12 protein-coding genes and 1 pseudogene are annotated in these 13,036 nt (G+C 68.7%); 1 reads left to right on the forward strand and 12 read right to left on the reverse strand.

The genetic code is table 11. The annotated features are described in order from the left end of the window. Nucleotides 1-160: 160 nt before the first annotated feature. The 8 genes and pseudogenes from FHR73_RS07490 to FHR73_RS07525 form a co-directional block, all read right to left on the reverse strand. Nucleotides 161-1,345 carry a PotD/PotF family extracellular solute-binding protein gene (locus tag FHR73_RS07490; RefSeq protein WP_183630315.1) on the reverse strand — a complete coding sequence of 395 codons (1,185 nt, stop codon included), beginning with the start codon at nt 1,343-1,345 and terminating at the stop codon, nt 161-163. Then, complete coding sequence (locus tag FHR73_RS07495; RefSeq protein WP_183630316.1) at nt 1,342-2,331, reverse strand: GTP-binding protein; 990 nt, start codon at nt 2,329-2,331, stop codon at nt 1,342-1,344. Before FHR73_RS07495 ends, FHR73_RS07490 begins: the two co-directional genes overlap by 4 nt. Further along, the gene (locus FHR73_RS07500; protein WP_183630317.1) at nt 2,328-2,627 is read right to left on the reverse strand and encodes a hypothetical protein; all 300 of its coding nucleotides are present in this window, start codon (nt 2,625-2,627) and stop codon (nt 2,328-2,330) included. Before FHR73_RS07500 ends, FHR73_RS07495 begins: the two co-directional genes overlap by 4 nt. A 9-nt stretch (nt 2,628-2,636) precedes the next feature. Next, nucleotides 2,637-3,386 carry an SDR family NAD(P)-dependent oxidoreductase gene (locus FHR73_RS07505; protein WP_183630318.1) on the reverse strand — a complete coding sequence of 250 codons (750 nt, stop codon included), beginning with the start codon at nt 3,384-3,386 and terminating at the stop codon, nt 2,637-2,639. Between the two features lie 10 nt (nt 3,387-3,396). After that, complete coding sequence (locus FHR73_RS07510; protein ID WP_183630319.1) at nt 3,397-4,167, reverse strand: SDR family NAD(P)-dependent oxidoreductase; 771 nt, start codon at nt 4,165-4,167, stop codon at nt 3,397-3,399. A gap of 11 nt (nt 4,168-4,178) precedes the next feature. Further along, a pseudogene (locus FHR73_RS07515) lies at nt 4,179-5,538 on the reverse strand (MFS transporter). Nucleotides 5,539-5,563: 25 nt separating this feature from the next. Then, entirely contained in the window at nt 5,564-6,445 is an 882-nt protein-coding gene (locus tag FHR73_RS07520; RefSeq protein ID WP_183630320.1) for a polysaccharide deacetylase, read from the reverse strand. 73 nt (nt 6,446-6,518) lie between these two features. After that, nucleotides 6,519-7,874: an amidase gene (locus FHR73_RS07525; protein ID WP_183630321.1), complete on the reverse strand. Its 1,356-nt coding sequence runs from the start codon at nt 7,872-7,874 to the stop codon at nt 6,519-6,521. Nucleotides 7,875-8,159: 285 nt separating this feature from the next. Here FHR73_RS07525 and FHR73_RS07530 point away from each other — a divergent pair, with 285 nt between their 5' ends. Next, nucleotides 8,160-9,173, forward strand: a complete 1,014-nt coding sequence (locus tag FHR73_RS07530; protein ID WP_183630322.1) for a GntR family transcriptional regulator — start codon at nt 8,160-8,162, stop codon at nt 9,171-9,173. Here the strand turns inward: FHR73_RS07530 and FHR73_RS07535 are convergent. The 4 genes from FHR73_RS07535 to FHR73_RS07550 form a co-directional block, all read right to left on the reverse strand. After that, nucleotides 9,170-9,823 carry a methionine ABC transporter permease gene (locus tag FHR73_RS07535; RefSeq protein WP_044342295.1) on the reverse strand — a complete coding sequence of 218 codons (654 nt, stop codon included), beginning with the start codon at nt 9,821-9,823 and terminating at the stop codon, nt 9,170-9,172. The genes FHR73_RS07530 and FHR73_RS07535 overlap by 4 nt on opposite strands. After that, entirely contained in the window at nt 9,816-10,910 is a 1,095-nt protein-coding gene (locus tag FHR73_RS07540) for a methionine ABC transporter ATP-binding protein (RefSeq protein ID WP_183630323.1), read from the reverse strand. The genes FHR73_RS07535 and FHR73_RS07540 overlap by 8 nt, the downstream gene beginning before the upstream one ends. After that, nucleotides 10,907-11,749, reverse strand: a complete 843-nt coding sequence (locus FHR73_RS07545; RefSeq protein ID WP_183630324.1) for a MetQ/NlpA family ABC transporter substrate-binding protein — start codon at nt 11,747-11,749, stop codon at nt 10,907-10,909. Before FHR73_RS07545 ends, FHR73_RS07540 begins: the two co-directional genes overlap by 4 nt. Nucleotides 11,750-11,812: 63 nt before the next feature. Beyond that, complete coding sequence (locus FHR73_RS07550) at nt 11,813-12,841, reverse strand: ABC transporter substrate-binding protein (protein WP_183630325.1); 1,029 nt, start codon at nt 12,839-12,841, stop codon at nt 11,813-11,815. Nucleotides 12,842-13,036: the final 195 nt, after the last annotated feature.

Below are 13,036 nucleotides of genomic sequence, written 5' to 3' on the forward strand. Positions count from 1 at the left end.
AAAACCGAACCATGTCCAAAAAGCGTTTTTAATCAATGAGTTGCGAGAAAACGTAAGACGTTTTCAGTTGTAGCGCCAAGGGCAGCTGTCCGGTCGCTGTCGCCTGGGCAACAGCGCAGCAAGGCGTCTGGCACGCCCTTCTCGCCTGGAAGCCGTCGGCTCAGGCCGCCGTGGTGCGCAGGAATTCGCTCCAGCGCCGCACCAGGTAGTTGTGTTCGTCCATCACCGAATTCCATACGCCGATATGGCTCATACGCTGGGCATAGGAACCCCCTTCGCGCCGCTGGCCCACCTCGATCAGCGGCAGGCCGTCGCTGCCGGCGAGTTCTTCGCGGGCCGGCAGGCCGCCGTACCAGAAGTCCCATTCGGCGGCGCTGAGATGATCCCGCGCCCGCACCGGATTGGCGATATAGAAACCCTGGCGCGCCATCACCGCGCCGGGCCAGCCGGCCAGCCACCAGTTGAGGTAGGCATAGGCGGCGTCGCGCACCCGGCCCTCCGCGCAGCGCGACAGCGACAAACCGCCGAACCAGGCGCGATAGCCCTCGCGCGGGACCGCCACCCGGTAATCCACCCCCGCCCGGTGCAGGGCCATGAGCATGGGCGACCAGAGACTCTGGATGTCCACCCCGGCGGCCAGGGTCAGCTCGCCGGCGCTGCGGTCGTCGGACCAGAACGCCGCGAAGTGCCGATGACGCTGGCGTTCCACCAGCAACTCGGCCAGGCGGTCGATCTCCTCCAGGCGCAGATTGCCGATGTCGTCGAAGCGGGCGAGGCCGGCGGCCTGGATCGCCAGGGCGGCGTCCAGCGCGCCGATGGCGGCGTCGCTCTGCAGGGCGCTGTGGCCGCACCAGCCTTCGTCGATCAGCCAGGCCCAGCTCTCCTCCCGCCCCGCCAGGGCCGCAGGCAGGCTTTCCGGACGATAGGCGAAGCTGTCGGCGTTGTGGGTCAGCGGCAGCATGCTGATGCGCTCGCTGGGCTGGCCGCCGAGGCTGCCGTCGTGCTGCACATAGAGGCGATCGCACGGCCGGCAACCGGGCGCCAGGCGATCCGTGGTATGCAGCCGGCCGCGCTTGGGCAGGTCGTTGATCTCTTCCCAGAGCGCGATGCGGCGGATGTCGATGGGCTGGATCGCCCGCGCCGGCCAGACGAAGTCGACGTTGTGGAACCACTGGTCATAGAGGTCGTAGCTGCCCGGTTCCAGCACCGCGATGCGCTGGGCGGTCTGGACGTCGTGGATCTGGTAGATCAGGCGGATGCCCAGTTCCGCCTCCGCCCGCTGGCGGATGGGTTCGAGCAGGGTCACCGAGGTGCCCAGCACCCGCAGGGTCAGCGGCGTGCTCATGCGGCCCGCCCCAGGCCGCCCATGAAGGCGGCGAAGGAGCGCCTGAGCAGTGCGGTATCCAGGTCGCGGACGATGAACACCAGGCGCGAGCGGCGTTCGCCCGTCGGCCAGGCCGGCAGGTGCACCGGCGGATGCAGGCTGTGCTGCACGCCGTGGATGACGATGGGTTGGCTGGCGTCGATCACGTCGAGGATGCCCTTGACTCGCAGGATGCGTTGCCCGTGGCATCTTAGCAGCATCGACAGCCACACCCCGAAGGCCATCCAGTCCAGCGGCCGGTCGAACTCCAGGCAGCAGACCTCGGCGCTGCCGTGGCGGCCTTCGGCGACGGCGGCGAACAGGCGCCAGCGCCCGACCTCGGCCGCCGGATCGGCGGCGCGCAGGCCCTCGCCGAGCAGCAGGTCATCGCCGCTGGCCACCGCCGCCGCCAGGGCCCGGGTGGCGGTGGGATTGAGCTGGGCCAGATGCCGGTCCAGCCGCTCCAGCACGGCAGGCGCGACCCGGTCGGCCTTGCTCAGCAACAGCCGGTCGGCCGCGGTGACCTGGTTGAGCCACTCCGGGTGCAGCCCTTCCTGCAAGGCGGCGTGCTCGGCGTCCACCACCGTCACCAGCAAGCCCAGGTGGAAGCGTCCGCGCAACTGGGGATCGAGATTGAGGGTGGCGAGGATCGGCCCCGGATCGGCCAGGCCGGTGGTCTCCAGCAACACCCGGCGGAAGGCCGGGATTTCGCCGCGACTGCGCCGCCCGTGCAGGGTCAGCAGCGCCGTCTTGAGATCGCCGCGCACCGAGCAGCAGACGCAGCCGCTGGGCAGCAGCACGGTATCAGGGGCCACCTCTTCCACCAGCAGGTGGTCGATGCCGACCTCGCCGAATTCGTTGATCAGCAGCGCCGTCTCGCCCAGTGCCTCCTGGGCCAGCAAGCGGCGCAGCAGGGTGGTCTTGCCGCTGCCGAGAAAGCCGGTGATGACATTGATGGCGAGGCTCATGGCGCCCCCTCAAGCGGCGTCAGCACCCGCGTATCCAGGGGATCGAGCGGCCGCCCCAGCACCGCTTCGGCCTGGCGCCAGAGGTCGTCCAGCCCGTCGGCCAGGGCCTGGCGCCCGGTCGGGCCCTGGATCAGGTAGGAGGCGCCCTGGACGTCGCTCACCGTCAGCCGGAACGGCGCCACCACCCGGTTGATGGCGGCGACCCGGCGCAGGCGCTCGCGCCGCCGGGGCAGGTCGTCGCCCAGCGGATCGCTCCAGTGGAGATCCGGCCCGAGCAGGCCGCACAGTCCGCACATGGCTACCTCCTAGGGCATGACGTCGCCGGAATTGGGGCCCAGGGTCTGGCCGACGAAGAGGTTGCCCCCCGGATCGCTGGCCAGCAGCAGCGCCACCGGCGCCACCTCCTCCGCCCGGCCGAAGCGGCCCAGCGGCAATTCGCGGGCCTTGGCCGCCTTCCAGTCGGCGCTGATGCCCTCCACCAGCGGGGTCTCGATGGGTCCGGGGGCGATGGCGTTGACCAGCACGTTGTCGCGCCCCACCTCCAGCGCCAGCGACTTGGTGAAGCCGATCACCCCGGCCTTGGCCGCGGCATAGTGGCAGAGCTCGGCGCCGCCCTTGATGCCGAGCTGGGAAGCGATGTTGATGATGCGTCCCCAGCGCTGCGCCTGCATGAACGGCAGGGCGCGCTGGCTGGCGAGAAAGACGCTGGTGAGGTCGACGCGCAGCATGTCGTTCCACTGCGCCAGGGTCAGCTCGACGCAGGGCGCCTGGGTCAGCATCCCGGCGTTGTTGACCAGGATGTCGATGCCGCCATGGGCCGCCACGCAGGCGTCCACCCCGGCCCAGGCGCCCTCCGGCTCACCGACGTCGGCGACGGTCTCGGTCACCACGGCCCCCAGGGCGCGGCACTCCGCGGCCACCCGCGCCAGGCGCTCGCTGTCGCGGTCGGCCAGCACCAGGCGCGCCCCCGCGGCGGCATAGCTGCGGGCGATGGCGGCGCCGATGCCGCTGGCCGCGCCGGTCACCAGGGCGCGGCGGTCAGTCAGCTCGAACATGTTCTGCTCCTCAATCGGGCCAGCGGACGGTGAGACCGCCATCGACGATCAGACTCTGGCCAGTGATGTAGCTGGCCTCGGGACTGGTCAGGAAACGCACCAGCGCCGCCACCTCCTCGGGCTTGCCGACCCGCCCCAGGGGAATGCTGCGGGCGGCCTTGGCCAGGCCCTCCGGCCCCAGGGAGTTCTTGGCATCCAGCGACTGGGGCGTCTCGATCAACCCGGGGATCACCGCGTTGCAGCGGATGCCACGCGGCGCCAGTTCGACGGCCAGCGAGCGGCACAGGCCCGGCACCCCGGCCTTGGCCGCGGCGTAGTGCGCATGGTCCTGCCAGCCGTAGACGCCGCCGGCGATGGAGGAGATGGCCACCAGGGCCCCGCCCTCCCCCAGGTGCCGGGCGGCGGCGCGAAAGGTGCGCATGACGCCGGTGAGGTCGACGTCGAGCATCTCCTGCCAGCGCGCGTCGCTCATTTCCAGCAGCGGCGCGGCGCGCAGGAGACCGGCATTGGCGACGGCATAGTCGAGGCGGCCGAAGTGCGCCAGGGCGGCATCGGCCAGGGCGTCCATCGAGGCGCTGTCGCGGACGTCCAGGGGTTCGAGCAGGCAGTCGCCCCCCGCTGCAATCACCTTCTGGCGAGTCTCTTCCGGGTCATGGGGATCGCCGGGGTAGTAGCCGCCGACCACCCGCACGCCCCGCTGGGCATAGGCCACGGCCAGGGCCTGGCCGATGCCGCTGGCGGCACCGGTGATCAGGGCGACGGGAGAGGTATGAGCTGTCATGGGGGCTCCTGTCATTTGAGGCTGGTGGGTTCGACATGGCGGGCGGCCCACATCACCAGGCCGGAGAGAAAGCACGGCAGCGCCCCGAACCAGAGCGCGGCGCTGTGCCACTGGCCACCGCTGCCGAGCACGCTGGTGATGCCGAGGCCGGCGAGGATGGCGCCGAGCGGTCCCATGGCATGGACGATGGCGCCACCGGTGGCACGGATGCTGGTGGGAAAGCTTTCGCCCATGAAGAACAACATGGCCGAATAGGGTCCGGTGAGAAAGAACAGCCCCAGGCTGTAGAGCGCCACCACCGGTACCAGCTGGCTGGGCGCCTGCAGCATGGCGAAGAAGGCCAGGCCGCCGCACATCCAGCCGAGGGCCACGGTGTTGCGCCGACCGATGCGATCACCCAGCCAGCCATGGAACAGGTAGCCGATGAAACCGACGGCGTTGGACAGCACCAGGATCCACAGCGAATTCTCGAAGCTGAGCTTGTGCACGCTGACGATCACCGAGGTCCCCAGCACGCTGAACACCTGGATCGCCGACCAGTTGAGCAGGATGGCCAGGCTCAGCACCAGGGTCGGCCGCAGGGCCTGGCCCTTGAAGGCCATGGCCACGCCGGCCTTGGCGTGCTCTTCGTAGTCCACCCCGTATTCCCGGGCCAGGCTGCGGGCGTCCTGTTCCTGGCCTTCGCGGCGCAGGCGCTGGATCCGGGCATGCACCTGGAATTGCGGACTCTCCTTGAGCTTGCGCGCCAGCACGGCGATGACGAAGGCCGGCACGGCGGCGAACACGAAGCAGCCCTGCCAGCCGATGTGCGGCAGCAGCAAGGCGGTGAGGCCCGCGGCGATCAGGGCGCCGATCGGCCAGCCACTCTGCACCAGGCTGTAGATGAAGCCCCGGCGGCGGATCAGCCGCGGATCGTCGGAGGCGGCATAGACCTCGGTCAGGTAGGTGGCGTTGACCCCCTCCTCGGCATAGCCCAGGCCGGCCACCGAACGCACCAGCACCAGCGGCACCTTGCCCATGCCAGCGCACAGCGCGGTCAGCGCCGAGCACACGGCCGTGCCGCCAATGGTGACGATGATGCCGCCGCGGCGACCGATCCGGTCCACCAGCGGGCCGATGGCGAAGGCGATGATGGCTCCGCCCAGGGCTAACCCAGGTGGCGAGTTCGGCCTGCTCGGCTTCGCTCCAGTTGAAGTGCCCACCCATCACCGGCAGCAGGGTGCCGAACAGGATGAAGTCGTAGACGGCGAACACCCAGGCGAAGAAGGCGATCCAGGTGGCGTAGCGGACATCACCGGAAGACAGCGGCTGCGGTTTCCAGGCAGCCGTGGGGGTTTCCGGGTGGAGCGAGCTGGCGGCAGGGGCGGTCATGATCCTGTACCTGTGGGCTGGGCGCTTAGCGCTGGCGCGGCTGGCGCCGCAGGAAGTCCTCGGCGATCTCGTCCATGGTGGCGAAGCGCACCCCGGCGTGACCCTGGATATGCTCGATCAGGCGTTCGAGCATCAGCAGCACCTGCGGCCGCCCCGAGACATCGGGGTGGATGGTGATGGGGAAGACGGCGTAGTCCAGCTCGCGATAGACCCAGTCGAACTGGTCGCGCCACATTTCTTCCAGATGGCGCGGATTGACGAAGCCGTGGCTGTTGGGCGCCTTCTTGATGAACATCATCGGCGGCAGGTCGTCGAGGTACCAGTTGGCCGGGATCTCGACCAGATCGGTTTCCTGGCCGCGCACCAGCGGCTTCATCCAGCTTTCGGGCTGCTGGCTGTAGTCGATCTTGGTCCAGTTGTCGCCGACCCTCACATAGTAGGGAGAGAAGTCGTTGTGCATCAGGCTGTGGTCGTACTTGATGCCCTTCTTCAGCAGCAGCTCGTTGGTCACCCGGCTGAATTCCCACCAGGGCGCGACATAGCCGGTGGGCCGCTTGCCGGCCAGGGCGGTGATCAGCTCGATGGACCGGTCCAGCACCGCCTCCTCCTGCTCGGGGGTCATGGCGATGGGATTCTCGTGGCTGTAGCCATGGATGCCGATCTCGTGGCCTGCCGCGGCCACCGCCTGCATCTGCTCGGGAAAGGTCTCCACCGAATGGCCCGGAATGAACCAGGTGGTCTTGAGGCCGTAGCGCTCGAACAGCTTGAGCAGCCGGGGCGAGCCCACCTCGCCGGCGAACAGGCCGCGGGAGATGTCATCGGGCGAATCCTCGCCGCCGTAGGAACCGAGCCAGCCCGCCACCGCGTCGACGTCGACGCCGATGGAAACGAAGATTTCTTTGGCCATCGTTGCACTCTCCAGTACCCGGAAGAAACCCAGGTCGGTGGCGGAGCCGGGCCCCCGCCACCGCCGCTTGAAATCAGGCGCTGACCAGGGCTTCCACGGCCGTGGCAGCATCGAGCAGGCGTTCGTCCGCGGCGGCGGGGGCCACCAGCAACAGGCCGGTGGGCAGGCCCTGGGCATCGCGACCGCTGGGTAGCGAGACACCCGGCGCGCCGAGCAGGCTGCCGGCCATGGTCAGGCGCAGCAGCTCCAGATTGGTGGCGGCGAAGAGGTCGGCGTCGGCCTCCAGAGGGACCAGCGGTGGCGCCACCCGGCCGACCGTCGGCACCAGCAGCAGCGCCTCGGCGAATTCGGCGGCAAAGCGCGCCCGCAATCGATCGCGGCGCTCATGCAGGACCGCCAGGTGGCCGTCGGGCAAGGCCCGCGCCCGCTCCAGGCGCTGCCGCACCCGCGGATCCAGGCGGTCGGCCGCGGGGCCGTCGAGCACCTCGCGGTGCAGGGCGAAGGCTTCCAGGGCGCCTGGCCACCCTTCTGCGGCGAGAACGTCCAGGGCCTCGGCAAACACCGTGCGGGCGCGGCGCTCCACGCCCACGCCGGCGCGGGCCAGCCGCTCGGCGGCGGCCAGCAGATTGGCCCGCACCGCCGGCCCCACCCGGGCGTCGTCCAGCACGCTCAGGTCCAGCACCACCCGCAGTTCCGTTGGCGCCGGCAACGGGCGGGCCGCCGCGCCCGTCAGCAGGCGATCCAGGCACTGCACATCGCGCAGGCTGCGCGCCAGCGGACCCGGTACGTCATAGGACGCGGCCAGTGGAAAGATGCCGGTCGCCGGATAGCGCCCCAGGCTGGGCCGATAGCCCACCAGCCCATTGAGCGCGGCCGGCAAGCGCACCGAACCGGCGGTGTCGGTACCGAACGCCAGGGGCACGATGCCGGCGGCGACGGCCACCGCTGAACCCGAGGAAGAGCCGCCGGGTATGCGCACCTCGCCTTGCGCCTGCGGGTTGGCGGGCGTGCCGAAATGAGGATTCAACCCCACGCCGGAATAGGCGAATTCGCTGAGATTGACCTTGCCCAGATTGACCAGGCCGGCCTGGCTCAGGCGCTGCACCAGCGCGGCGTCGGTGGCCGCCGGTGGCGCCAGGCGGCGCAGCTCGGCGCCGCAGGTGGTGACCTCGCCCTGCAGGTCGAACAGGTCCTTCCAAGCCAGCGGCACGCCATCCAGCGGCGAACGCGGCTGTCCGGCCTGCCAGCGCTCGCGCGCGGCCAGGGCTTCGGCGCGTCCGCGCTCGGCGGTCAGGGTGATGAAGACGGCCGAGGATGCCTGGGCGCGCGCCAGTGCCGCCTCGAAGACCGCGACCGGATCGAGGGTACCGGCGGCATAGGCCTCGCCGAGACCGAAGGCATCAAGGGACAGGGCGTGGGCGGATTCCATGGCTGCTCCCTAAACGTACATTTTATAATTTGGTACGTTTAACAGAGCAGGCTTTGTGCCAGCTTTATAAAAAGGCAGCCATCAGCTCGCAGAGCCAGCACCTAGAGGTCGCCTGGTCCTTTCTTCACCGCCAGCCAATAAAATGTACTTAAATTAAACAGATCCATTTTTGTGCAGAACCGTAACGCCTGCCCCGTTACCGTGCGTGCGCCCGACCCCGCCGGTAACGCGCGAAAGGCCGCGGGCCTGTGCCACAATTCTCATCTCGTTTCCGGAAGGCCCCCGATGTCGGCAGCAGTCCCCGCCCCCCTCGATGACAGTCGTACCGCCGCGCGCTACGCGATGATCCGCAGTGCGCTGCGCGAAGCCATCCTGGCCGGTCGCGCGGCGCCGGGGCTGGTGCTGGTCGAGGCGCCGCTGGCGCAACTGTTCGGCACCAGTCGGGTACCGGTGCGCCAGGCGCTGACGCTGTTGCAGGAGGAAGGCCTGATCCGCCGCTTCGAGGGGCGTGGCTATCTGATCGATCCGGCCGGTACCGCGGGCGAGCCGCAGCGCCAGCCGCTGACCCGCCAGTTGCTCGGGCTGGACAGCAGCGATGACCTGATCGATACGCGCTCCCTGGGCGAGCGCGTCGGCGACGAGATCGCCGCCTGTGTCAGCCACGCCCTGCTCTTCGGCCATTTCCGCCTGGACGAGCAGCGGGCGGCCGACCACCTGGGCGTCAGTCGCGCCGTGGTGCGCGAAGCCCTGATGCGCCTGCGCGACCGCGGCCTGGTGGAAAAGGAACCCTATGGCCAGTGGCTGGCCGGTCCGCTCACCGCCCAGGCCATCCGCGACGACTACGAGATCCGCGCCCTGCTGGAACCCGAGGCGCTGTTGCAGACCGCCCCGAGCCTGGCGCGCAGCGAGCTGCTGACGATGCTGGAACGGCTGGAACAACTGGCCGCCCACCCTGCCCCTACCTCATGGACGGCGGTGGAGCGGATCGAGGCGGATCTGCATGGGCGGTGCCTGGCCGGCCTGCGCAATCGCAAGCTGGCCCAGCTCATTGCCCATAGCCAGAGTCCGCTGAACGTCTCGCGCATCTTCCACCAGTCGCTCGGCACGCCGCTGGACGAGGCGGTGCTGGTGGAACACCGCCTGGTGCTGGAATCCCTGCTGGTGGGCAGTCCGGACTCGGCCGCCAGCCAGCTGCGCAATCACCTCTTGCGCGGCCGTGATCGCACCCTGCAGCGGCTCAAGGTGCTCTCGGTGCTGCCCGACCCGGAATTGCCGGCCTACCTGGAGCGCCTCAGCTAGCGCGCTCGCAGGTGCCGCACGTAGCGGTCGCCGATGAACTGGATGCCGCACACCAGCACCACCAGGATGGCGATCACCACGGCCATCACCTGGGTGTCGTAGCGCTGGTAGCCATAGCGGATCGCCAGGTCGCCGAGCCCTCCTGCGCCTATGGCGCCGGCCATGGCCGAGGCGCCGATCATGGCCACCAGGGTCACGGTGAAGCCGCCGATGATGCCGGGCAGCGCCTCCGGCAGGAGCACGTTGAAGACGATGTGCCGCCGTTCGCAGCCCAATGCCTGGGCCGCTTCGATCACTCCACCGCCAACCTCGCGCAGGCTGACCTCGGCGATGCGGGCGAAGAACGGCGTGGCGCTGAGGGTGATGGGTACCACCGCCGCCCAGACGCCGATGGTGGTCCCGGTGATCAGCCGCGTCAGCGGGATCAGGGCCACCAGCAGGATGATGAAGGGCGTGGCGCGAAAGGCGTTGATCAGGGTGCCCAGCACCCGGTTGAGGGTGGGCGCAGCGAAGATGGCGCCGCGCCCGGTGGTCACCAGCACCACCGCCAGGGCGATGCCGGCGAACCAGACGATGGCGGCCGACACGCTGACCATGGTCAGGGTATCGAGAAAGGCCTTCCACAGCGCCTTGAGCATGAAGTCAGACATAGCCCAGCACCTCCGCCCGGGCGAACAACCCGGTCTGGGTCAGGAAGCTGGCCAGCCGCCGCTCCGGTGCCGCGGTCGCCACCAGCAGGCGGCCCAGGGCATGGCCCTGGATACGGTCGATACCGCCATGCAGCAGTTCGACCGGTGCGCCGAGGGCCTGGCCCAGCGCCTGGAAGTCGGGCTCCACGCCCTGGCCGTCGTAGCTGAGTTCCAGCACGGCCCGGGCGCCCGGTTGCCGGGTGGCGCCGAGCCGCCTGGCCAGATCCGCCGGCAGCTGCGCCGCCAGGGGTGCCAGCAGCGCCCGGGTGGCTTCTGCCTGGGGCGCGCCGAACAGCTGCCACACCGGGCCCTGTTCGACGATGCGGCCGTGCTCCAGCACCACCACCCGGTCGCAGATCTGGCGGATCACCGCCATCTCGTGGGTGATGAGCACGATGGTCAGCCCCAGGCGGCGATTGATGTCCTGCAACAGCGCCAGGATCGACTGGGTGGTCTCCGGGTCCAGCGCCGAGGTGGCCTCGTCGCAGAGCAGCAATTCGGGCTTGAGCATCAGCGCGCGGGCGATGCCTACCCGCTGCTTCTGGCCCCCGGACAGCCGCGAGGGATAGACCTGCTCCTTGCCCTGCAGCCCGACCAGCTCGAGCAACTCCCGCGCCCGGGCTTCGATCTCGTCGCGGCGAAAGCCGGCGGCCTTGAGCGGCAAGGCCAGATTCTCCAGCACCGTCTGCGAGGCCAGCAGATTGAAGTGCTGGAAGATCATGCCGATGCGCCGCCGCAGCGCCACCAGGCGATCCCCCTTCAGAGTGCCGATGTCGACGCCATCGACCAGGACCTGGCCGGCGCTGACGTCTTCCAGGCGGTTGAGGGTGCGAATCAGGCTGGACTTGCCGGCGCCACTGCGACCGATGATGCCGAAGATCTCGCCGCGGGCGATGCTGAGGTCGATGTCCGCCAGAGCGGTCACCGGCAGGGCGCCGCCGGTGTAGACCTTTTGCACCCCGCTCAGGCGCAGATGCTCGCGCGCGGGGGCGGCCTGGGGTTCGGCGGGCGGTTGCGCCGTTGTGGTTCTGAGCAGCGCGTTGCTCATCGGGCGGCCTCCTGCCGGTTCAGCCAGGCTAGGCTGTAGAGCTGCGGATTGCCATAGGCCTTGGCGATGGCCTCGCGCACCCGCGGATCGTTCTGGAACACCTGGATGAAGGTCCGGATCGCCGGGTCATCGGCCTTGTCCGGCTTGGTCACGAACCTCAGGGCATAGAGGTGGCCGCTGGCCTCGTCGTCGCTGAACAGCAGCGCACTGTTGGGGTCCGTGGTGCCGGCGGCGAGGATGTGCGAAGGATAGCTTTGCGCCAGGGTCACGTCGTCCAGCACCCGCGCCAGTTGCGGACCGGGCAGTTCGATGAATTTCAGCTGGCGGGGATTGGCGACGATGTCCTGCAGGCTGGCCTTGGGCCCGGTACCGGGCTTGAGCTGGATCAGGCCGGCCCGGGCATAGAGGTGCAGCCCGCGGCCCTGGTTGACCGGATCGTCGGCCACCGCCACGGTGGCGCCGTCCGGCACCTCGGCGAAACTCTTCACCCGTTTGGAATAGAGACCGACCTTGTTTTCCACGCCATAGGCGATGGGCACCAGGCCGTAGCCGTTCTGGGCGTTGGCGTTTTCCAGGAAGGGTTGATGCTGGAAGTAGTTGACGTCGATGTCGCCGTGGGCGAGCGCCAGATTCGGCGTGTTCCAGTCGCTGAAGGCGACGATTTCCACCTCCACGCCCCGTTCCCGCGCCACCTCGGCGGCGCGCTCCAGGGCGGCATTCTGCGGACTGTCGTTGATGCCGAGGCGGATCTTCTGCGGCTCGGCGGCCTGGGCGGACAGCGCCAGGGTCGTGCTCGCCAGGAGCAGCCCGAGGCGCTGGAAAAGTGGAGGAATAGCCATGGGAGACCTCGAGATGTCGAGGGCTCGTCCGGTGGTCCGGTGGAACCCGTAAGGGAAAGGGGATCAGCTGCCTTTCTGGTCGGGCGCGTCGACGAAGAAATAGTCCTGCCAGCTGCCGGGTTGGTTGCGGATGGCCCCGATGCGGTACATGAATTCCGCCAGCTTCAGGGTGTTCTGCGGCGCCGTGTCGAAGTTGACCTCGGGGCTTTCGATGATCTGCTGGATCAGCGCCGGATCGAGGCGGGAATTCTCGACTTTCACATAGGTACGGGCAGCGGCGGCCTTGTCCTTCTCGATGATCTGTCCGGCCTCGACCAGCGCCTCACGGAAGGCCTTGTAGGTCTTGGGATTGTCCCGGCGGAATTTCTCGGTGACGAACACCAGGTTGGGCGAGACGGCCCCACCGAGCACGTCATAGGAACTGAGCACCTTGTGCACCTTGCCGCTGGCCAGTTCCTGCTCCTGGAACGGCGGATTGGCGAAGTGGCTGTTGATCTCGGTACCACCGGAGATCACCGCCGCGGTGGCATCCGGATGCGGCACCGCCACGGTCAGGGGATCCAGGCGATTCCAGTTCTTCTCGCCAAAGGCTTGGGCGGCGGCGTACTGCAGGAAGCGCGACTGCACCGAGACGTTGACCGCCGGCACGGCGATGCGGTCCTTGGCGGTGAAGTCGGCCAGGGTCTTCACCTGCGGATTGTTGGTGACCAGGTAGTTGGGAAAGGCTCCCAGACTGGCCACGGCCTTGACGTTCTGCCGACCATGGGTGCGGTCCCAGAGCGTGAACAGCGGCCCGAGCCCGGCGGAGCCGACGTCCACCGCGCCCGACAGCACCGCCTCGTTGACGGCCGCGCCACCGGACAGCTTTATCCAGTCGACCTTGATGTCGACGCCCTCTTCCTTGCCGTGCTTTTCGATCAGTTGCTGGTCACGCAGCACATGCAGGATCACATAGGACACCCCGAACTGTTCGGAGATGCGCAGGGTGCCCTCGGCCTTGGCCGCCTGGGGTACGGCAACCAGTCCGATGAGCAGGCTGGCCGCGAGCCCCAGGACCAGGGGACGACGGGTGAAGGGAAGACGTGGGGGCATCGGGGTGCGCTCATCCATGGAATTGGCTTATAGCCTACTCAAGCTGTTCAGCGTTTTTGAAATAAGGATGGGTTATATGGATAGGTCGAGTGGAGGTGTGGTTTTTCCCTCACCCCAACCCTCTCCCACAGGGAGAGGGTTGGGGTGAGCTCCCATGGAAGCCTGCTCCCACTACCTGGCACCCGGCCCGTAGGT

It is taken from the genome of Pseudomonas sp. AS2.8 (assembly GCF_014190935.1).
Classification (GTDB): domain Bacteria; phylum Pseudomonadota; class Gammaproteobacteria; order Pseudomonadales; family Pseudomonadaceae; genus Chryseomonas.